At 62.9% G+C, this 20,821-nt stretch carries 15 protein-coding genes and 1 pseudogene; 7 read left to right on the forward strand and 9 right to left on the reverse strand.

What is annotated here, in order from left to right; translation table 11 throughout:
- Window positions 1-289 (forward strand): hypothetical protein (locus tag QO034_RS22065; RefSeq protein ID WP_284487672.1); only part of this gene is annotated, 289 nt, incomplete at its 5' end.
- Between the two features lie 258 nt (window positions 290-547).
- Window positions 548-2,758 carry an NADP-dependent isocitrate dehydrogenase gene (locus QO034_RS22070; RefSeq protein WP_284487673.1) on the forward strand — a complete coding sequence of 737 codons (2,211 nt, stop codon included), beginning with the start codon at window positions 548-550 and terminating at the stop codon, window positions 2,756-2,758.
- A gap of 96 nt (window positions 2,759-2,854) precedes the next feature.
- On the opposite strand, the gene QO034_RS22075 is transcribed toward QO034_RS22070, so the two are convergent.
- A complete protein-coding gene (locus QO034_RS22075; protein WP_284487674.1) occupies window positions 2,855-3,097 on the reverse strand; it encodes a hypothetical protein in 243 nt (80 codons plus the stop codon).
- 168 nt (window positions 3,098-3,265) lie between these two features.
- Here QO034_RS22075 and QO034_RS22080 point away from each other — a divergent pair, with 168 nt between their 5' ends.
- Window positions 3,266-3,601, forward strand: coding sequence for a DMT family transporter (locus QO034_RS22080; RefSeq protein ID WP_284487675.1), 336 nt, complete (start codon window positions 3,266-3,268; stop codon window positions 3,599-3,601).
- Window positions 3,602-3,684: 83 nt separating this feature from the next.
- Window positions 3,685-5,505: a translational GTPase TypA gene (gene typA, locus QO034_RS22085; RefSeq protein WP_284487676.1), complete on the forward strand. Its 1,821-nt coding sequence runs from the start codon at window positions 3,685-3,687 to the stop codon at window positions 5,503-5,505.
- Window positions 5,506-5,594: 89 nt separating this feature from the next.
- Here typA and QO034_RS22090 read toward each other — a convergent pair whose 3' ends face one another.
- The 3 genes from QO034_RS22090 to recA form a co-directional block, all read right to left on the reverse strand.
- Window positions 5,595-5,882 carry a DUF1330 domain-containing protein gene (locus QO034_RS22090; RefSeq protein ID WP_284487677.1) on the reverse strand — a complete coding sequence of 96 codons (288 nt, stop codon included), beginning with the start codon at window positions 5,880-5,882 and terminating at the stop codon, window positions 5,595-5,597.
- Between the two features lies 1 nt (window position 5,883).
- Window positions 5,884-8,544 (reverse strand): alanine--tRNA ligase, encoded by a 2,661-nt coding sequence (gene alaS / locus QO034_RS22095; RefSeq protein ID WP_284487678.1) that lies wholly within the window; start codon window positions 8,542-8,544, stop codon window positions 5,884-5,886.
- Window positions 8,545-8,707: 163 nt separating this feature from the next.
- Window positions 8,708-9,781, reverse strand: a complete 1,074-nt coding sequence (gene recA, locus QO034_RS22100; RefSeq protein WP_284487679.1) for a recombinase RecA — start codon at window positions 9,779-9,781, stop codon at window positions 8,708-8,710.
- A 192-nt stretch (window positions 9,782-9,973) separates the two neighbouring features.
- Here recA and QO034_RS22105 point away from each other — a divergent pair, with 192 nt between their 5' ends.
- Complete coding sequence (locus QO034_RS22105) at window positions 9,974-10,564, forward strand: gamma-glutamyl kinase (protein WP_284487680.1); 591 nt, start codon at window positions 9,974-9,976, stop codon at window positions 10,562-10,564.
- A gap of 62 nt (window positions 10,565-10,626) precedes the next feature.
- Here the strand turns inward: QO034_RS22105 and QO034_RS22110 are convergent, their stop codons facing one another.
- From QO034_RS22110 to guaB, 3 genes are all read right to left on the reverse strand, one after another.
- Window positions 10,627-12,933 (reverse strand): ATP-binding response regulator, encoded by a 2,307-nt coding sequence (locus QO034_RS22110; protein ID WP_407696806.1) that lies wholly within the window; start codon window positions 12,931-12,933, stop codon window positions 10,627-10,629.
- A gap of 91 nt (window positions 12,934-13,024) precedes the next feature.
- Entirely contained in the window at window positions 13,025-14,203 is a 1,179-nt protein-coding gene (locus tag QO034_RS22115; RefSeq protein WP_284487681.1) for an RsmB/NOP family class I SAM-dependent RNA methyltransferase, read from the reverse strand.
- A 46-nt stretch (window positions 14,204-14,249) separates the two neighbouring features.
- Window positions 14,250-15,701 (reverse strand): IMP dehydrogenase, encoded by a 1,452-nt coding sequence (gene guaB / locus QO034_RS22120; protein ID WP_284487682.1) that lies wholly within the window; start codon window positions 15,699-15,701, stop codon window positions 14,250-14,252.
- A 278-nt stretch (window positions 15,702-15,979) separates the two neighbouring features.
- On the opposite strand from guaB, the gene QO034_RS22125 reads away from it, so the two are divergent.
- Both QO034_RS22125 and QO034_RS22130 read left to right on the forward strand, forming a co-directional pair.
- A complete protein-coding gene (locus tag QO034_RS22125) occupies window positions 15,980-18,025 on the forward strand; it encodes an ASKHA domain-containing protein (protein ID WP_284487683.1) in 2,046 nt (681 codons plus the stop codon).
- A gap of 135 nt (window positions 18,026-18,160) precedes the next feature.
- Window positions 18,161-19,564 carry a T6SS phospholipase effector Tle1-like catalytic domain-containing protein gene (locus QO034_RS22130; RefSeq protein WP_284487684.1) on the forward strand — a complete coding sequence of 468 codons (1,404 nt, stop codon included), beginning with the start codon at window positions 18,161-18,163 and terminating at the stop codon, window positions 19,562-19,564.
- Between the two features lie 358 nt (window positions 19,565-19,922).
- Here the strand turns inward: QO034_RS22130 and QO034_RS22135 are convergent, their stop codons facing one another.
- Window positions 19,923-20,690 (reverse strand): HsdR family type I site-specific deoxyribonuclease, encoded by a 768-nt coding sequence (locus QO034_RS22135; RefSeq protein WP_284487685.1) that lies wholly within the window; start codon window positions 20,688-20,690, stop codon window positions 19,923-19,925.
- Between the two features lie 35 nt (window positions 20,691-20,725).
- Window positions 20,726-20,821, reverse strand: a pseudogene (locus tag QO034_RS22140) (ATP-binding protein); the annotation flags it as partial.

Below are 20,821 nucleotides of genomic sequence, written 5' to 3' on the forward strand. Positions count from 1 at the left end.
TGTCGTAGATGACGATGAACCGGTTTTGACGAACGAGTTCTGGGATCCAGCGAATGCCAACAACAACACCCGCGTGACGCCCGCATCCGCCGCAGCCTTGTTCGAAAATTTCGCGGCCAAGAACTATCGTCCGGCTGCTGGGGGATTGCTGGATGGGCCGGGAGCGGATCACTCCGATCTTCTGCCGAGCGGAGCGTGGATCGATTGGTTCGACTTCAATCGCGACCTCGAAGGACGGCCCTTCGATTGGTCAGTGAACCCGCCTCGCGGGGCGCTTCTGCCCGCCTGAACCTGCGTCGAGGTGCATCCCGATTCAATTTTTCAAAGGCCGAAAAAACCGTTTGTTGAAAATATCTCTGTCAAAGTATGAAAGAATAAGTGTCGCGCTACACTGAAGCCTGATTCCGCAGCTAGGATACCGGCTGCGCGCCCCCTGACAATCGCATCTGCGACAAATCGGTATACAATGGCATACAGCACTTTAAGGTGCCGCGGAGATCGGCTATATCGCGCGTGAATTTGACCCAAGGCGTGAAAGGCAGACCCTATGGCAAACCTCACCGATACCGATATTGTCTATACGACCGTCGACGAAGCACCCGAACTGGCCAGCGCGTCGCTGCTGCCCATCGTTCAGTTTTTTGCCAAGGCGGCGGACATCAGCGTCGATACCCGCGATATCTCGCTCGCCGGGCGCATCATCGCCGCCTTTCCTGAATACCTGAAAGAAGAGCAGCGGCAGCCCGATGACCTTGCCGCCCTCGGCGAATGGGTGAAGACCCCTCAGGCCAATGTTATCAAGCTGCCGAACATCTCGGCCTCCGTCCCGCAGCTGACGGCGGCGATCTCGGAACTGCAATCAAAGGGCTATGCCCTGCCCGACTATCCCGAAGAACCATCGACCGACGACGAAAAAGATGTCCGCGCCCGCTATGACGCGATCAAGGGATCGGCAGTGAACCCTGTCCTGCGCGAAGGCAACTCCGATCGCCGGGCCGCTCAGGCGGTCAAGAACTATGCCAAGGCCAACCCGCACCGGATGGGTGCATGGCGTGCTGACAGCCAGACCAGCGTCGCGTCGATGCCGGGCGACGATTTCTACGCCAACGAGAAATCGACAACGGTCAGCGCCGCTCAGGCCGGAGCCGCGAAGATCGTTCTGACCAAGGCCGACGGCACGGAAACCGTTCTCAAGGACGGGGTAAAGCTGGATGCGGGCACCGTGGTCGATGCGACCTTCATGTCGGTCGCGGCGCTGCGCCGGTTCCTGAAGAACGAGGTCGCCAGCATGGAACCCGGCGTCCTGTTCTCGCTGCACATGAAGGCGACGATGATGAAGGTGTCAGACCCGATCATCTTCGGCCATGCGGTGTCGGTCTACCTCGAAGATTTCTTCGCCAAGCACGGCGAAGCGCTCGACGCGCTTGGCGTCAACCCGAATTCCGGCATCGGCGATATCGAGGCACGGATCGCCGGCAACCCGGACCTGATCGCCGATCTTGCGGCGGCGCTGGCCGCACAGCCGCCGATGTACATGGTGAATTCCGACAAGGGCATCACCAACCTGCACGTGCCCTCCGACGTGATCATCGACGCCTCGATGCCCGCCGTGATCCGCGCCGGCGGCAAGGGCTGGGGTCCGGACGGCAACGAGGCGGACACCAAATGCGTGATCCCCGACCGCTGCTATGCGCCGGTCTATGACGAGACCATCAAGTATTTCAAGGAAACCGGCGCGCTTGACGTGACCACGGCGGGCACGGTGCAGAATGTCGGGCTGATGGCGCAAAAGGCCGAGGAATACGGCTCGCACCCGACCACCTTCGAAGTTCCGGCGGCGGGTACCGTGCGCATGATCGCCGCGAATGGCGATGTGCTGCACGAGCACCAGGTTGAAGCGGGCGACATCTGGCGGTCTTCCACCGCCAAAAAAGCACCGATCGAGGACTGGGTGCAACTGGCCATCGACCGGCAGGCCGCGACCGGTGCGCAGGCGATATTCTGGCTCGATTCCAATCGCGCTCATGACGCCGTGCTGATCGAGATGGTGAAACCGATCCTGAAAGCAAAGGGCGTGGCCGACAAGTTCCAGATCCTCGCCCCGCGCGAGGCGACGCGCCTGACGCTGGAAACCATCCGTAAGGGCGAAGACAGCATCGCGATCACCGGCAACGTGCTGCGCGACTACCTGACCGACCTGTTCCCGATTCTCGAACTCGGAACCTCGGCCAAGATGCTCTCCATCGTCAAGCTGATGCAGGGCGGCGGTCTGTTCGAAACCGGCGCGGGTGGTTCGGCCCCGAAACACGTTCAGCAACTGCTGGAAGAAAACCATCTTCGTTGGGACAGCCTTGGCGAGTTCTGCGCCCTCGGCGAAAGCTTTTCCTTCCTTGCGACCGTCAAGGACAACGCCAAGGCCCGCGTGCTCGGCAAGACCGTCGATCAGGCCACGCAGGGAATCCTCGACCACGATCGCAGTCCGGGCCGCAAGGTCGGCCAGCCCGACAACCGCGACAGCCACTACTGGTTCGCCCGCTACTGGTCAGAAGCGCTGGCGGCCCAGACCGACGATGCCGACCTGGCTGCGCGTTTCGCCCCTGTCGCAAAGGCACTGGCTGATGGCGAGGCCGCGATCACCGCGGAACTGGCCGCCGCCCAGGGCAAACCGGTGGACATCGGCGGCTATTACAAGGCCGATCCGGTCAAACTGGAAGCCGTCATGCGCCCCAGCGCCACGCTGAACGCCATCATCGGCTGACACGCCATGCCACACCCGGTTCAAGGTTGAACCGGGTGTGGTTTCGCGCACTGAACGCGTTTCGCGATCCGCCGGATGGCGGCGGTCACGTGACGGCTATATGCAGGTGACTTCGCCTTCGGCGCCTTGTTGACAGCCGGGTGTGGCCCCGGTCGGCACCGCCGGGTTCAGGAACTCCTGGCTGGTTCGTTTCTCGCGGATCACTTCGACCTTTGCGCAGGCATCCGCAGACCCTGCCTGGCAGGCGGCCGCCAGATCGGAAAAACGGGTTCCGGACGAGCCGCACCCCGCCAATGTGACTACGGCCATCGCCAGCGCTGTCCGACGGGATCGTTTCATATGTGCCTCACTTCTTGCACCCCATGCGTCCGCTCAGTTTCGCCCCGAACGACCGGCGATGCAATCTTGCCGCAGCGGGCCGTCCGCGCCCGGCCGTGGGTCCGCAAGGGGTGGCGAACGGTTCAAAAAGATGATTTGTCGCAGGACGGTCGATGAAGTGAGCCTCCGATGCCTCTGCACTATGTCTATCTCGTCTTGGCGGTGGTCGCCGAAACCATCGGCACCACGGCCTTGCAGGCTAGCCAGCAGTTCACGCGGCTGGGGCCGACCTGCGTCGTAATCGTCGCCTATGGGATCGCGTTCTACCTGCTCGGGATGGCGTTGCGCTTCATGCCGGTGGGTGTCGCCTATGCCATATGGTCGGGCCTCGGGATCATCCTGATCGCCGCCATCGGTTTCGCGGTCTTCGGTCAGAAACTCGATGCCGCCGCGGTTGTCGGCCTTGCGCTGATCATCCTCGGCATCATGATCATCCATCTGTTTTCCGGAACCGCCGGCCACTGACGCGCCGGCACAACCGTTTTTCTCTGGCTTTCTGCGACGCGGCGCGCTATGCGCCCGACAACTCCCGCTCAAAGGCTGATCTCATGGACCTGCGCAACATCGCAATCATCGCACACGTGGACCACGGCAAAACCACGCTCGTTGACGAATTGCTGAAACAATCCGGCACCTACCGCGAAAACCAGGCCACGACGGAACGGGCCATGGACAGCAACGACCTGGAACGCGAACGCGGGATCACGATCCTTGCCAAGGCCACCTCGGTGGAATGGAACGGCACCCGCATCAACATCGTGGACACGCCCGGCCACGCGGATTTCGGCGGCGAGGTCGAACGCATCCTGTCAATGGTCGATGGCGTGGTGCTGCTGGTGGATGCCGCCGAAGGGCCGATGCCGCAGACCAAATTCGTGACCTCCAAGGCTCTCGCCCTCGGGTTGCGTCCGATCGTGGTGCTGAACAAGGTCGACAAGCCCGACGCGGAACCGGATCGTGCGCTGGACGAATGTTTCGATCTCTTCGCCAATCTGGGCGCGGACGACGACCAGCTGGACTTCCCGTCGATGTATGCCTCGGGCCGCTCCGGCTGGGCCGACATGGAACTGGACGGTCCCCGCAAGGACCTGACCGCCCTGTTCGACCTGATCGTGCGGCATGTGCCAGCCCCGGCGCAGATCGCGCGCATGCAGGAACCGTTCCGCATGCTCGCCACGACCCTGGGCAGCGACCCGTTCATCGGGCGGATCCTGACAGGGCGCGTGGAAAGCGGAACGCTCAAGGCCGGCGACACGGTCAAGGCCCTGTCCCGCGACGGAACCCTGATCGAAAACTTCCGCTGCACCAAGATCCTTGCGTTCCGCGGCCTGAGCCAGCAGGCCATCGACCTGGCCGAAGCCGGCGACATCGTGTCCCTGGCGGGCATGTCCAAGGCGACCGTGGCCGACAGCATCGTCGCGCCGTCCGTCAACGATGCCCTGCCGGCCCAACCGATCGATCCGCCGACGATCACCGTCACCTTCGGTATCAACGACAGCCCGCTGGCCGGGCGCGACGGCAAGAAGGTGCAGTCCCGCGTCATCCGGGACCGCCTGATGAAGGAAGCGGAAAGCAATGTCGCGATCAAGATCAGCGACACGCCGGGCGGCGAAGCCTTCGAGGTCGCGGGTCGCGGCGAACTGCAAATGGGCGTGCTGATCGAAAACATGCGCCGCGAGGGGTTCGAACTGTCGATCTCCCGCCCGCAGGTCCTGTTCCGCGACGTGGACGGGGAACGCATGGAACCGATCGAGGAAGCCACCATCGACGTTGACGACGAATATTCCGGCGCGGTGATCGAAAAGATCACCGGCGCCCGCAAGGGCGAACTGGTCGAAATGAAACCGGCCGGCGCCGGCAAGACCCGCATCATCGCGCATGTGCCGTCCCGCGGGTTGATCGGCTATCATGGCGAATTCCTGACCGATACCCGCGGCACCGGCGTGCTGAACCGGGTGTTTCACGGCTGGGCGCCGCACAAGGGTCCGATTCCGGGGCGTCGCGCCGGGGTGCTGATTTCCATGGAGAAAGGCCAGTCGGTGGCATACGCGCTGTGGAACCTGGAAGAACGCGGGCGGATGTTCATTGGTGCCCAGGCCGATGTCTATCAGGGCATGATCATCGGCGAACACAGCCGCGAGAACGATCTGGAAGTGAACCCGCTGAAGGGCAAGAAACTGACCAACGTGCGCGCCAGCGGCACCGACGAAGCGGTGCGCCTGACCACGCCGATCACCATGTCGCTGGAAGAGGCCATTGCCTATATCGACGACGATGAGCTCGTCGAGGTCACACCCAACGCGATCCGCCTGCGCAAGCGGCATCTCGATCCGCACGAACGCAAGCGCGCGGCCCGCGCAGCGTCCTGAGAAACAGGGTTGGACGCCTGGCAGTGGGCGTCCTTCTCAGATTTCGATGCCAGTGCGGTGCCGACCCGAAACAAGGGCCCGCGCAGCCGTCATTCCGTCGTTTCGACGATCAACAGTTCCCGCTCTGAAGCGTCACGCGCGTGGCTCAGGGCGCGCTGATAAGCGGGCGAGTTGTAACATTCTTCCGCGGCTTCGACGGACGGAAACCGCGCCACCACGTTGCGGGGACGCGCCTGGCCTTCCAGCTGGACGAACCGGCCGCCCCGCGCGATAAAGACCCCGCCATGATCGGCGATGGCCTTGGTCGCGAGGGCTGCATATTTCGCATAGGCTTCTTCATCCGTCACAGTGACGTGGGCGATCCAGAGTGCGCTCATCTCAGTTCTCCAACAGCGATTCTGCCGCGGCAATGGCGGCGTCGGCCTGCGCGACGCCGGGTCCGCCGCCCTGCGCCATGTCAACTCGTCCACCGCCGCCCTTTCCGCCAAGCGCCGCGACCGCCGCCTTGACGATATCCACGGCCGACACCCGGTCCGTCAGGTCGGCCGTCACGCCGGCAGCGACGGCGGCCTTGCCCCCGGTGTCCGCGATCAGCAGAACCGCGCCGCTGCCGATCCGGTCCTTGTGTTCGTCGATCAGCGCGGGCAGATCCTTGCCTGTCACGCCGGACAGGACCTGCGCCACCCAGGCGACCCCGTTGACGCTGCGCACGGCGGGTGCTGCGCCCTGCCCGCCCCCGGACATCGCCAGTTCCCGCCGCAATTGCGCCACTTCGTTGCCGAGCGCCTTGCGTTCTTCGAGAAGCGCCCGCACCCGGTCCGGCACGTCCGCCGGTTGCGCCTTGAGCGCCAGGGCGGTTTGCGCCAGCCGGTGATCCTGTTCGCTGAGGTAGCGGAAGGCGTCCGCCCCGGTCAGCGCCTCGATCCGGCGCACGCCGGCGCTCGACGCGGAATCCCCCAGGGTCACGAAAACGCCGATGTCGCCGGTCTGGCGCACATGGGTGCCGCCGCAGAGCTCCAGCGAATAGGTCTGCCCGTCCGCACCTTTGCCGGAACCGTCCAGCGTTCCCATCGACACGACCCGCACTTCGTCGCCGTATTTCTCACCGAAGAGCGCCTGCGCCCCCAGAGCGCGGGCATCGTCCGGGGTCATGATCCGGGTCTGGACCGGCGAATTCTGCCGGATGTAATCGTTGACCTCTTGTTCGACCCGCGTGAGTTCGTCCAGGGTCAGCGCCTTCGTGTGGCTGAAATCGAACCGCAGCCGATCCGCGGCATTCAGTGAACCCCGCTGCGCCACATGATCGCCCAGGGCGCGGCGCAGGGCCTCATGCAGCAAATGCGTCGCCGAATGGTTCGCGCGGATTGCTGTGCGACGCGCGTGATCCACCTCCAGAACCGCTGCGGCACCGGTTTCGATGGTACCTTCGGTTACGGTCGCAACATGCACGAATACGCCCGCCGTCTTGCGCGTGTCGCTCACCTGCGCGACGCCGGTTTCGGTGCGGATGATGCCGCTGTCCCCGACCTGACCGCCGCTTTCCGCGTAGAAGGGCGTCTGGTTCAGCGCGATCTGCACGTCCTGCCCCGCCGCCGCGCTGCGCACCGTTTCGCCACCCTGCGCCAATGCGACGATCTGCCCCTCGGCCGTTTCCGTGTCATAGCCAAGGAAATCGGTCGCGCCATGCCGGTCGGCAACATCGAACCAGACGGCGGCATCGACGGCTTCGCCGCTGCCGGACCAGGCGGCGCGGGCCTTGGCCTTCTGTTCTGCCATCGCGGCATCGAACCCTGCCGTGTCGACGGACCGCCCCTTTTCACGCAATGCGTCCTGGGTCAGGTCGAGCGGAAATCCGAAGGTGTCATACAGCCGGAACGCGGAGGCTCCGGGCAAGGCCGCGTCCTCGGGCAAGCCCGCCAGTTCGTCGTCCAGCAGTTTCAGGCCGCGGTCCAGCGTCTGCTTGAACCGTGTTTCCTCGAGCTTGAGCGTTTCCTCGATCAGGGACTGTGCCCGTCCGAGTTCGGGATAGGCCGCCCCCATCTGCCGGACCAAGGCCGGCACGAGCCGGTACATCAACGGGTCCTGCACCCCCAGGAGATGCGCATGCCGCATTGCGCGGCGCATGATCCGGCGCAGCACGTAACCGCGCCCGTCATTGGACGGCATTACCCCGTCCGCAATCAGGAACGACGTGGACCGCAGATGGTCGGCGATCACCCGGTGGTGAGTCCGCCCCGGTCCGTCGGGATCCGTGCTGCTGGCATCGGCGCTGGCCTCGATCAGGCTACGCATGAGGTCGGTCGCATAGTTGTCGTTCGTGCCCTGCAAGAGAGCGGCCACCCGTTCGATTCCCATGCCGGTGTCGATGGACTGGTTCGGCAGGTTCTTGCGGCTGCCGTCCTCGAACTGCTCGTATTGCATGAAAACGAGGTTCCAGATCTCGACGAACCGGTCGCCGTCTTCCTCCGGACTGCCCGGAGGGCCGCCCCAGATGTGGTCGCCGTGATCAAAGAAGATCTCCGAACAGGGTCCGCAGGGGCCCGTCGGCCCCATCATCCAGAAATTGTCATCCGTGGCGATGCGGATGATCCGGTCATCGCTCAGTCCGCCGACCTTTTTCCACAGATCCGCCGCCTCGTCGTCAGTGTGGTAGACCGTTACCAGCAGACGATCCTTGGGAATGTCCAGTTCCCTGGTGATCAGTTCCCAGGCAAACGGGATCGCATCGGACTTGAAATAGTCGCCGAAACTGAAATTTCCCAGCATCTCGAAAAACGTGTGATGCCGTGCCGTGTAGCCGACATTGTCCAGATCGTTGTGCTTGCCCCCCGCACGAACGCATTTCTGGGCGGTGGTGGCCCGCTTGTAGCTGCGATGTTCGAGACCCGTAAACAGGTTCTTGAATTGCACCATGCCGGAGTTCGCGAACATCAGGGTCGGATCGTTGCGCGGAACCAGCGGGCTGCTGTCCACGACTTCATGCCCCTGCTTGGCAAAGTAGCTCAGAAAGGTGGATCGGATATCGTTCAGCGTTGGCATTGGCGAACTTTCAGGCGGTTGACTTTCTGGGACGTCAAATAGCCGTAAGCCAGGACGCTGTCCACAGCCGCAAACCTGGCCGAAACGGGAAACAGGGCGCATCCGCTGACGCGCCCTGTCCGGCTTTCCTCTATCTTTTCGGGCGCACCGGAACCGTCCGGCTTCACGCTTCCAGGATGTCGTCTTCCCCGGCCGGATCCTGTTCGGGCATGTTGAAATCCAGGCCATGCGCCGCCCGGATCTTGTCCTCGATCTCATAGGCGATCTTGGGGTTGTCCCGCAGGTATTGCTTGGCGTTCTCCCGCCCCTGGCCGATCCTTTCGTCGCCATAGCTCATCCAGGAGCCCGATTTCTCGACGACGCCGGCCTTGACGCCCAGATCGAGCAACTCGCCCATCTTCGAAATGCCGTCGCCGTACATGATATCGAACTCAACCTGCTTGAACGGCGGCGCGACCTTGTTTTTCACGACCTTGACGCGCGTGGCGTTGCCGACGACCTCATCCCGGTCCTTGACCGATCCGATGCGGCGGATATCCAGACGAACGGAAGAATAGAATTTCAGGGCGTTCCCGCCCGTGGTGGTTTCGGGGGACCCGAACATCACGCCGATCTTCATCCGGATCTGGTTGATGAAGATCACCATGCAGTTGCTTCGGCTGATCGACCCGGTAAGCTTGCGCATCGCCTGGCTCATCAAACGGGCCTGCACGCCGACGCTGCTGTCGCCCATGTCCCCTTCGAGTTCGGATTTCGGCGTCAAGGCGGCGACCGAATCCACGACCACCATGTTGACCGCACCGGACCGCACCAGCGTGTCCGTGATCTCAAGCGCCTGTTCCCCGGTATCGGGCTGGCTAATCAGGAGTTCGTCGATGTTCACGCCCAGCCTGCGGGCATATTGCGGATCAAGAGCATGTTCGGCATCGACAAAGGCGCACACGCCTCCCATCTTCTGTTGCTCCGCGATGCAGTGCAGCGTCAGGGTCGTCTTGCCAGAACTTTCCGGGCCGTAGATTTCGACGATCCGCCCCATGGGCAGGCCGCCGATACCCAGCGCGATGTCCAGCCCCAACGATCCGGTGGAACTGGCCGCGATTTCCTGGACCGCGCCCTCGTCGCCCAGCTTCATGATCGAACCCTTGCCGAACTGCCGTTCGATCTGCGCGAGCGCGCTGTCCAGCGCCTTTTGCTTGTCCAGGTTTTTCTTGCCGTTCATGCTCAGAAGATCCGCCATTGTCCCGTTTACCTTTCTTATTGTCACACCCTGTCACGGGCGGCAATCGCTGCTTTGTTCACCTCTTGTTCACATTAGGACCAAAAAGAGAACATTTCAATTCCAATTTTCATTGTCCATACTGTTTCCCAAGGACGTTAAAGAGTGGTTTACAACGCTCGTCCCTCAGGCTCCGGCAAAGGCAATCATCACATGCTCGTTTTCACAAAGGAAAGACTCGCCTTCCTAGCCGTTCCCAAGACCGGGTCGACCGCCTATCAGAGCGCCTTGTCGGGACGGGCGGATCTGGTGATTCGCAATCCTCCGGAGCTCAAGCATGCGCCGCTCTACCGGTACAATCGTTTCTTTCGTCCGATGTTTGAAAAGATCTGCGGATCGGAAATGGAGACGCTCGCCGTCATGCGCGAACCGGTCAGCTGGCTGGGCAGCTGGTATCGGTATCGTCGAAGACCCGTCATGGCGGGCCATCCGAATGCGACGGATCACGTGACTTTCGATGAATTCGTTCTTGCCTATCTCGATGGCGACAGACCGGGTTTCGCCAATGTCGGCAGCCAGGCGAAGTTTCTGGAGCCTCGTCCGAACGGGACCGCGATCACCCACCTGTTCCGCTATGAAACGCCGCGCCGGTTGAAGGTATTCCTGGAAGACCGGCTCGACATCACATTGTCTCTTCGCCGGGAAAATGTCTCACCCGAAATGGATCTTGTCCTGTCACCGGATGTGGAGCGCAGGCTCAGGCAGAAATGCGCCGAGGAGTTCGATCTCTACGACAGTATCTGATGCCGGCTATGGAACGGTTGAAACGAACCCGGTCGATATGCTGGACCGGTTGACTTCCGCGCTCAGTGCAATTGCTCGTGAACCGTATCGGTCAGTTGGTTCAGCGAGAACGGCTTGGGCAGGAACACGGAATTGGGGACCGTCGGCTGGGAATCCCCGAACGCACCTTCCGCATAGCCCGATACGAAAACCACGCGCACGTCCGGCCGGGCCTCCAACGCCTTTCTCACCCAGGTCGGACCATCCAGACCGGGCATCACCACATCCGTCACGAAAACATCCACGGTCAAACCGGGATCTTCCAGAGTGCGCAGGGCATCTTCCGCCGATTCCGCTTCCAGAACCGTGTAACCCCGCAACCGGAGCGCACGGGACGCGAATGCCCGGACCGGCGCTTCATCCTCGACCAGAAGAACGACGCCTTCGCCTTGCTTGGGCGCCGAGGACGGCGCTGGCGTCCGGGCCACGGGCGCGGTTTCGACCTCTCCTTCATGCACCGGGAAAAACAGGGTAAAGACCGTTCCGCTTCCAGGAACGCTGTCCAGGAAAATATACCCGCCGGACTGTTTCACGATACCATAGGCGGTGGACAATCCGAGCCCGGTGCCTTCGCCGGTCCGTTTCGTCGTATAGAAAGGCTCGAAGACCTTCTGCAGCTTGTCCGTTGCGATACCGACCCCCTGGTCGCTGACCTTGACCGTCACGTAATCGCCGGAGGGAACGGTCGCGCGGTCGCGGTTCAACGGGGCGGACAGCGACATGACTTCGGTTTCGATGCGGATTTCGCCACCCGTCGGCATCGCATCGCGGGCATTGACCACGAGATTCATCAGAACCTGTTCAAGCTGCCGCTTGTCCGCCCGGATGGATTTCAGGACCGGATCGTGGCTCAGGGTCAATGTCACCTTTTCCCCGACCAGACGATTGAGAAGATGTGTCAGGTCCGAAAGGGTGTCGCGCAGGTCGAGCACTTCCGGGCGCAGGGTCTGTTTGCGGGAAAAGGCGAGAAGCTGACTGACCAGAGCCGCCGCACGATTGGCGTTCTGGTTGATCTGGACCAGGTCGCCATAGTCCTGGTCTCCCTGATCGTGACGCAGCAGCAACAGATCGCAGTGCCCGGAAATCGCGGTGAGAAGGTTGTTGAAGTCATGGGCCACGCCACCGGCGAGCTGTCCGATCGCCTGCATCTTCTGGCTTTGGACGAATTGCGCTTCGAGCGTCTTCAGCTCGGTGGCATCGTTCAGAACCGCGATGAGCAGCGGCTCGCCGAGTTCGGTGACGCGGCTGAGAGTGACCTGCACGAAGACTTCCTTGTCCTTGCGGATGATGCGCAGAAATTCCGTGTTCTTGTCCGTTTGGCCGTTGAGGGCTTCCTGCAACCAGTCCGAAATCGGCCGCCCCAATCCTTCCATCACCTGCCCAAGCGACATACCCTCGCCCGTCTGACCGCCCAGCAGTTTCGCAGCGAGCTTGTTCGAACTGAGGATGCGGCTGTCAGGCGCGATCTTGATCATCGGCACGGGGAGTGTCTCGAATGCCGCGCCGTGATCGGCCGGGCCGGTCTGTTCGGCTGGCAGGAAATACAGTTCCCGACGTCCGGCGAAGCTGTTGTTTTCGGCGACCATCACATCGACCTGACCGTCGCTGGTGCTCAGCGTGTTGACGCAGCCCGGCTGCACCGGCATCGACACGAACAGCCGGTCGAGCGACTTGACCCGCTCCCCGACCAGGGTCCGGGCGGCATCGTTCATGAACAGGACCGCGCCCGACCGTCCGGTCGTGATCATCGGAACCGGCAGTGTTTCCGAACTGCGCCCGGATTGCGCCCGTTCCGGCATGTCTTCGATCCGCCAAAGGAACTGGTGATCGGAAATCAGGTGAACGGCAAGCCTGACATGTCCGCGCCGGGTCACGACGTCTTCGAGCGCAGCGCCATCCAGCTTGGCCCGGCATTGCAACCGGTAGAGAACCGCCGAAGGATTCGCGAAGACCATGCGCAGCGTGCCGGCCAAGGTGTCGCTGCGGCTTTCGGCGAACCGAACGCCCGCCGCGATATTGGCCGTCAGAACGGCCCCTTCCTCGTCGGTGACGAAGCTGGGCGCCGCGTCCTTTTCGATGAAGCTTGCCAGAACCCCGATTGCCGAATTGCGCGCCCCCGTTCCGGCGCGATCACGAAGGAACTTGACCGCGACGACACAGAACAACGTCGTTGCCGCCGCGACAACGCCATGCGCCACGAAACCTGCCGGAACCACGAACCACCCCAGGAGTCCCAATGCCACCGACAGCGACAGGGCCGCCGCATAGCCGATCCAACCCGGCGACGGGTTGTTGAAATGAGGCAGAAAGGACGATGGGCGGCTGATCACGTGACGGCTCCTAGACGGGATTCGCTGCCGCCAATGTCGCGGCAGAGGAGTTAAACCCTCCTTAACACCGGAAAATTCCCCCTAGGGCTGTTTACGTTCCAGTGAATACTCGCGTCAAGTGAGCCATGTAGAAACCGTCCGTTCCGTCGGACACCATCCAGGAGACATCCGACACCTTGCGCCAGCCCGGAGTCCCCTCGAGGAACAGATCGATCTGCCCGGCGTTTTCATCGGTGAGAACGGAACATGTCGCATAAGCCAGCGTTCCGCCGGGCGACACCAGGTTGGCCGCCTGTTTCAAGATCGCCCTCTGGGTTTCGCAAAGCCCTGCCAGCTTTTCGGGCGTCAGGGACCATTTGCCTTCCGGGGCGCGCCGCCAGGAACCGCTGCCGGAACAGGGCGCGTCGCAGAGCACCAGGTCGAACGGGCCGGTCCGGGCAAGCTCCGATGTTTCAAGGATCGTCACGTCGGCACCCGCCCGGCGCGCGCGTTCCGGCAGATCGCGCATGCGCCGGGGCGCAGCATCATGCGCGAACAGTTCAAGCCGCGCCTGCGCCGCGAGAGCGAGCGTCTTGCCGCCGCCCCCGGCGCAGAAATCCAGAACCCGCATGCCGTCCCTCAGCGGAAGCGCTTCGACCACCGCCTGGCTGGCCGCGTCCTGAAGTTCCACAAGGCCGGACATATAGGCGCGGCTCGCCCGAATACGGCGCGCGCCCTCCAGAACCAGCAAGGCGGTCCTGGCGGCGGGATGCGCCTGGACCGTCACGCCATCCTGCAACAGCGACTCGCGGGCCTGATCCGGATCGGATTTCAAAAGATTGACCCGCAAGTGGACCGGCGCGCGTTTCTTCAGAGCGATGGCCGCGTCCTCGGCACGGTCGCCGAGGCGATCTTGCCACAATGGCCAGAGCCATTCCGGCAGATCGAGGCTTTCCGCCCCGTCCACAGGCGCGCGGCCCCCGTCGCGTTCGGCCTCGCTCAGCGGTGCCGGGGCATAGGGGGCAGAGCAGAACACCGTGTCCGGATCGACATCCGCCAGACGCAGCGCACCCAGCATCAGGCCCCGGCCCGTCATCGCTCCGCCACGCGCGGCGCAGGTGCGCCGGGTGCGCAGGATGTCGAATACGTGATCGCGGACGGCGGCCCGGTCCTTGGACCCGGCAAACCGGCTACGGCGCGCCCATCCGGTGAGCGCCTGTTCCGCGGCGGCCCCCGACAGGATCGAGTCGAGAATCCCGATCGCCGCCTGTGCCCGCGCCGCCGGTGTCATGATCCGCCCCGCTTTCCGCAGGCATCGTTTCCGGTGCGTTTACCCGTCACAGGACGACGCGGTAATTCGGGGATTCGCGGGTGATCTGCACATCGTGCACATGGCTTTCCTTGAGACCCGCGCCTGTGATCTTTACGAACTGGCAGTTCTTTCTCATTTCCTCGACGGTTGCGCAGCCGGTATAGCCCATCGCCGCCCGCAGGCCGCCGACCAGCTGATGGATCACCGCCCCCGCGCTGCCCTTGTAGGGCACCTGCCCCTCGATCCCTTCGGGCACCAGCTTGTCACTGGCGGCGTCCTTCTGGAAGTAGCGGTCCGCCGAGCCACGGGCCATCGCGCCCAGACTGCCCATGCCGCGATAGCTCTTGAAGCTGCGACCCTGGTACAGGATGACCTCGCCCGGGCTTTCGTCGGTTCCGGCGATCATGCTGCCGACCATCGCGCAGGAGGCGCCAGCCGCGATCGCCTTGGCGAAATCGCCCGAGAACTTGATACCGCCATCGGCGATGATCGGCACGTCGCCCGCCCCGCTTGCGCAATCCATGATCGCGGTCAACTGCGGCACCCCGACGCCCGCCACCATGCGCGTGGTGCAGATGCTGCCCGGTCCGATGCCCACCTTGATCGCATCCGCCCCGGCATCGATCAGCGCCCGGGTCGCTTCTGCCGTGGCGACATTCCCGGCCACGATCTGAACTTCGTTGGACAGGGTCTTCGCCCTCTGGACCGCCAGCGCCACGCCTTCGGAATGACCATGCGCCGTGTCGATGACGATCATGTCCGCCCCCGCATCCACAAGCGCCTGCGCCCGCTCGAAACCGGCATCCCCGACGGTGCTGGCAGCGGCCACGCGCAGCCGGCCCAGGTGATCCTTGCAGGCGGTCGGGTTCAGGACCGCCTGTTCAGTGTCTTTCAGGGTCAGCAAACCTGTCAGCTTGCCCTGCCCGTCCGTCACCAGCAACTTTTCGATCCGGCGCGATTTCATCAGGCTGATCGCTTCGTCCCGGTCCGCCGGTTCCTGAAGGATCGCCAGGTTGTCGGAGCTCATCATCACCCGCACAGGCGTGCTGTCGTCGGTGGCAAAGCGCATGTCCCGGTTGGTCACGATGCCGACGACGCGGCCGTTTTCATCGATCACCGGAAATCCGGTGACGCGGTAGCGGTCCTGCAGCAGCTTGGCATCGGCGAGCGTCTGGTCCGGGGTCAGGGTGATCGGATTGTAGACGATGCCGCTCTCGAACCGTTTCACGCGGCGGACTTCCTCGGCCTGGGCCTCGATATCCAGATTACGGTGCACGACCCCCATGCCCCCGGCCTGGGCCATGGCGATGGCCATGCGTGCTTCGGTCACGGTGTCCATGGCGCTGGACAGAAGCGGGATGTTCATGGCGATGTTCCGCGTCACCCGCGTCGCCGTGTTGGCCGTGGACGGCAGCACCGAACTGGCCGCCGGAACCAGAAGAACGTCATCAAAGGTGAGCGCCTCACGAATCTGCATTGCTTTTCCCCATGCAAAACCCCGTTTGACGGCAACCCTATCGCACGGATTGTCAGGATGCGAAAGACCCGCCACAACATATTGCCGGCGCGTGACCGCGCGTCGGGGGCCGACTTGATCCCGCCCGTCGATTGCCGGGCCCGCCGAGCTTCCTCCTGCCGCGACCGTTCAACAAGGCGAAATGACGCGCCTGAACAACGAATTGCCGTTGCGCGCCTTACACAATAGACAGCGCGAACTATCTTGGCGCCAGTGCAGAACAGAAGGCAGAGCCCGACATGCAGAATGATCCTCTCGTGGTCTTTACCCCCTCGGGCAAACGCGGCCATTTCCCGGTGGGCACGCCAATCCTGACGGCCGCGCGCCAACTGGGCGTTGACCTGGATAGCGTTTGCGGCGGACGGGGCATTTGCAGCAAATGCCAGATCACCCCCAGCTACGGTGAATTCGCGAAACACGGCGTCACGGTGGCCCCGGATGCGCTGTCCGAATGGAACGCGGTCGAGGAACGGTACAAATCCAAGCGCGGGCTGATCGACGGGCGGCGGCTCGGCTGCCAGGCCACGGTCCAGGGCGACGTGGTGATCGACGTGCCGCCTGAAAGCCAGGTCCACAAGCAGGTGGTCCGCAAACGGGCGGAAGCGCGCGAGATCATCATGAATCCCGCGGTCAAGCTGTTCTATGTCGTTGTCGCCGAACCGGATATGCACGACCCGTCTGGCGACCTGGAACGGTTGCGGATGGCGCTTGAGGCGCAGTGGCAGATCAGCAACCTGCAGATCGATCTCACCACCCTGCAAACCCTGCAAACCGCGCTGCGGAAAGGCCAGTGGAAAGTCACCTGCGCCATTCACCTGGGCAACCACGCCTTTCGTCCGCGCATCATGCAGGTCTGGCCCGGCTTTCACGAAGAGCCGATTTTCGGACTGGCTGTGGATCTGGGGTCGACCACCATCGCGGCGCATCTCTGCGACCTGCAATCGGGCGAGGTGGTCGCGTCTTCGGGCATCATGAACCCGCAGATCCGCTTTGGCGAAGACCTGATGAGCCGCGTCAGCTATACGATGATGAACGCGGGCGGGGCCGCGGAACTGACCGCCGCCGTGCGCGGCGGCATGAACGCGCTATTCAGCCAGATCGCGGCGGAAGCCGGGGTCGCCAAGACCGATATCCTGGATGCGGTCTTCGTCTGCAATCCGGTCATGCATCACCTGTTCCTCGGGATCGATCCGTTCGAACTGGGCCAGGCCCCATTCGCGCTGGCCACCTCGGATGCGCTGAACCTGACCGCCGCGGAACTGGGCCTCGATCTGAACCCGTCCACACGGGTCTACCTGCTGCCCTGCATCGCCGGTCATGTGGGCGCGGACGCGGCGGCCGTGGCCCTCTCTGAAGCGCCGGACAAGTCCGAAGACCTCGTTCTCGTCGTGGACGTTGGCACCAACGCGGAGATCCTGCTCGGCAACCGTGAAAAGGTGCTGGCCTGTTCCTCGCCCACCGGCCCGGCCTTCGAGGGCGCGCAGATTTCATCGGGACAGCGCGCCGCGCCCGGAGCGATCGAACGGGTGGAAATCGACCCTGTCACCAAGGCCCCCAGGTTCAAGGTCATCGGCAGCGACCTGTGGTCGAACGAGGACGGGTTTTCCGAGGCCGTGGCCAGCACCGGCATCACCGGGATCTGCGGGTCGGGAATCATCGAAATGGTCGCGGAAATGCGCCTTGCCGGGATCGTGGACGGACCGGGTCTGATCGGCGCACCGGAGCTGACCGGCACCGACCGCTGCATTCTGGACGGGCGGACCTATTCCTACCTCGTCTGGGACGGAACCGCGAATGGCGGTCCGCGGATCACCGTGACCAACCGCGATATCCGCGAAATCCAGATGGCCAAGGCCGCGCTCTATTCCGGGGCGCGCCTGCTGATGGACAAGTTCGGCGTCGACAAGGTCGACCGGATCGTTCTGGCCGGGGCGTTCGGCGCCCATATCAGCCCGAAACACGCCATGGTTCTGGGCATGATCCCGGATGCGCCGCTGGACAAGGTGACCTCGGCCGGAAACGCCGCGGGCACCGGCGCCCGGATCGCCCTGCTCAACCAGGACGCACGGGCCGAGATCGAACAGACGGTGCGCGACATCCACAAGATCGAAACCGCCATCGAACCCCGGTTCCAGGAACATTTCGTCAATGCCTCCAACATCCCGAATTCCGTCGAACCCTTCCCGATCCTGAACAGCATTGTCACCTTGCCGGACGTGAACTTCAACCAGGGCGGAAGCAGTGACGGCGACAGCGGCGGGCGCCGCCGCAGACGGCGCGGATAGCGGCTGCCTGCCCGAGTGCCGTCCGCGCCGCAACGGCGCCGACGCCACCCGCCGGTCCCGGTCCGGTTTCCCGGACTTGTCAAACCGGCCGCATCGGTCATTCTTGGCGGGAGAACGCTAACGCAAAGGCAGGACATGCGCACCCGGAAGATCATTCTCTGCATCGACGGCACAGGAAACATGGTCGGTGACAACGAAAGCAATATCCTGAAGCTTTACAAGGGTCTGGTTCAGTCCGACACGCAGATCGTCCACTACGTACCCGGTGTCGGCACGATGGAAGGACCGCGCCTGTTCGGCTCGAAGATCCTGCGCAGGACAAAGGCGCTGGCGGGGCTGGCTTTCGGCATGGGGCTGGAAGACGACGTGCTCGACGCCTACAGGTTCCTGTGCCACACCTACCAGAGCGCTTCCTCCAAGCGCGCCGCCGACAATGCCCGGCGGGCCAGCCTGAAGGAAACCGCCCGCAATCTCGGAATTCGCGCGCCATCGCAGCCCGCCAGCAGTATCGTCGCCGAAGACGACCAGATCTATATCTTCGGCTTCTCGCGCGGCGCCTATGCCGCCCGGATCCTCGCCGGATTCATCCACAATTTCGGGCTGGTGGACCCCTCGCGCCTGCACATGATCACCGAAGCCTTCCGGGCCTACCGCATCGTCACGGATTCAGATCGCGACGCCCCGAACGCCGTCGTGTTCAAGGCGCTGCGCCAGTATGAATCCGCGATGCGCCCGGATGGCCGCGTGCCGATCCGGTGTCTCGGCCTGTTCGACACGGTATCGTCGATGGTCAGGTTCAACAGGCCGCTGTCGAGCCTGCTGAAATACCGCAGCCCGATGGAGCTTGGCACCCATGCCAATGTCGAGCGCAACACCTCGGTGCGCATCGTTCTGCACGCGATGGCGGTCGATGAGCGCCGCAGCATGTTCCGCCCGCTGCCCTGGACAGAGACCGAATACTACGGCAACCGGTTTCGCCAGCCGCGGGACAAACGCACCCAATTCGTCCAGCAGCGCTGGTTTCCCGGCTACCATTCCGACATCGGCGGCACCCCGCGCGAATATCACAGCGGTATCGGCAAGATTACCCTGCTGTGGATGCTTCAGGCGCTGGAGCAAAGCGAGCGCCTGGCCGACAACGAAGACAACGCCGCCGCGCCACCCGACCCCGGCATGCGCCGGATGAAACCGGCATTCGGGCTGGATATCAAATCGAACTACCGCAGCGGGTTTCTGCTGGGCCGGGACCGGAAACGCCGCACGCCGGACGGTCAGCGGTTCGCCCAGCCCGATCCCCTCGCTCCCCTGCACGATTCCATGTCACTGGCCTGGCTTCCGCTCGAAGTCTTTCCCAAGACCACGAAGCGGCGGCAATGGCACAGACGGCCGGGCTGGCTCTGGTATCTGCCCCTTTCGGAACCGCGCGTCATCCCTGCCTCCGACACGCTCGACAATTCGGTGCACGACCGGATGCGGCGCTGGCCGTTCTACCGACCCTTGAACGTGGTGCAACGCGACCGAACCGAAGCGCCGGAATGATCCGATCGGGTCCGGGCAACGGTTTTTTGAATTGTTGGAGCGGGTAGCGGGTAGCGGGTAGTAAACCGAACCAAGATCAGAATAAAATCCATTGATCACAATGCGTTAGCCGATAGTGGATTTGCGATGTGTCCCAAACGGTGACCTGAATGTGTCCCGCCGCTCGGCAGAGGTCAAGGTCATTTTCTGGAGTTGCTGATCATGCCGACCACTTCAGTACAACTAAATTGGTATTGACAGCACTATGCTTCCTTCGCTTGCCGCTGGGCTCGCTTGAAGAAATGCCGTGTTGCCTGCTCCCGCGCATCCTTGTCGGTCATGACAATGTTGCGCATCTCGTTGTCCTGCTGAAACATCTTCACCATGCCTTGGAAGAACGCCTGCGAGAATGCGTTGTAGACCACATCCGCGGGATGTTTCGAACCATCTCCGTCATGTCCTCGTCCATGATATCGCGGGTAACCTTCTCGAACCGCAAGAAATCTTCGCGCGAGAACCGGGTGCCGTGCCTCTCATTGAACGAGTCGATAATTTCGGACAGCGATTTCTCTTCTTCTTCGGTATAGGGGTTTGCGCCGAACTCGGTGATCGGGTCCAGCGTCCTGGTTTCACCAGAAGCCAAAGACGCACTGCCCTCCTCACCTTTCTGCAGTTTAAAAGCTGAGAGGTTCAGCATGTCGTCGGTGATCGCAATGTCAGCGGGTACATCCCGCGACGGAAGCAGACGCGACAGCCAGGACGTGTAGGCGTAGAGTTTTTCCAGCCACGCATCGTTCAGCCGCACGACCTGCGCCACGAAGGCGTAGAACCGCTGGAAACTCTTCAGGAGTTGCCGAAACTCTTCCTTCTGTGCCTCGTCTTCATCCAGCAAGTACCGTTCCACGGCAAGGCGAACAGTGCCCTCCAGCGCGAGCCGGTCCTGGGTCGTCAAATCGCCCTTGAAGAACCGGGCGGCGAAGCGTTCGACCTCGTCCTTGTGAACATAGGTCGCGTTCGAGATGCGCTGTTCGAGATCGTAAATCTGGTTCAGGTCGGTGCGCTCTTCCAGTGAGGTCGCCTCGAAGAAGGGCGCAAAGGCTTCCTTTACGTTGTTGATTTCCGCTGAGAAGTGACCCGGTATTTTCACCGAGATTTGACCCGCCCTTGTTTATGTCTCAGCGGTCATGTTGTGGTCAATGCCGGCGTCTCCTTTCTCGTTTTCTTGGCGGCCTCGGAGCTGGCTTTGTAGCGGTAGCTGTCGTTGCCGGTTTCCAGAAT

The organism is Sedimentitalea xiamensis, assembly GCF_030164465.1.
Classification (GTDB): Bacteria; Pseudomonadota; Alphaproteobacteria; order Rhodobacterales; family Rhodobacteraceae; genus Sedimentitalea; species Sedimentitalea xiamensis.

What these genes read in the sequence shown, in the direction of transcription:
- QO034_RS22130 (WP_284487684.1), top strand. Translation starts at nt 18,161, where the DNA reads ATGCGCACCCGGAAGATCATTCTCTGCATCGACGGCACAGGAAACATG.
- QO034_RS22105 (WP_284487680.1), top strand. Translation starts at nt 9,974, where the DNA reads ATGCTCGTTTTCACAAAGGAAAGACTCGCCTTCCTAGCCGTTCCCAAG.
- QO034_RS22125 (WP_284487683.1), top strand. Translation starts at nt 15,980, where the DNA reads ATGCAGAATGATCCTCTCGTGGTCTTTACCCCCTCGGGCAAACGCGGC.
- QO034_RS22075 (WP_284487674.1), bottom strand. Translation starts at nt 3,097, where the DNA reads ATGAAACGATCCCGTCGGACAGCGCTGGCGATGGCCGTAGTCACATTG.
- typA (WP_284487676.1), top strand. Translation starts at nt 3,685, where the DNA reads ATGGACCTGCGCAACATCGCAATCATCGCACACGTGGACCACGGCAAA.
- QO034_RS22070 (WP_284487673.1), top strand. Translation starts at nt 548, where the DNA reads ATGGCAAACCTCACCGATACCGATATTGTCTATACGACCGTCGACGAA.
- guaB (WP_284487682.1), bottom strand. Translation starts at nt 15,701, where the DNA reads ATGCAGATTCGTGAGGCGCTCACCTTTGATGACGTTCTTCTGGTTCCG.
- alaS (WP_284487678.1), bottom strand. Translation starts at nt 8,544, where the DNA reads ATGCCAACGCTGAACGATATCCGATCCACCTTTCTGAGCTACTTTGCC.
- QO034_RS22115 (WP_284487681.1), bottom strand. Translation starts at nt 14,203, where the DNA reads ATGACACCGGCGGCGCGGGCACAGGCGGCGATCGGGATTCTCGACTCG.
- QO034_RS22080 (WP_284487675.1), top strand. Translation starts at nt 3,266, where the DNA reads ATGCCTCTGCACTATGTCTATCTCGTCTTGGCGGTGGTCGCCGAAACC.
- QO034_RS22090 (WP_284487677.1), bottom strand. Translation starts at nt 5,882, where the DNA reads ATGAGCGCACTCTGGATCGCCCACGTCACTGTGACGGATGAAGAAGCC.
- recA (WP_284487679.1), bottom strand. Translation starts at nt 9,781, where the DNA reads ATGGCGGATCTTCTGAGCATGAACGGCAAGAAAAACCTGGACAAGCAA.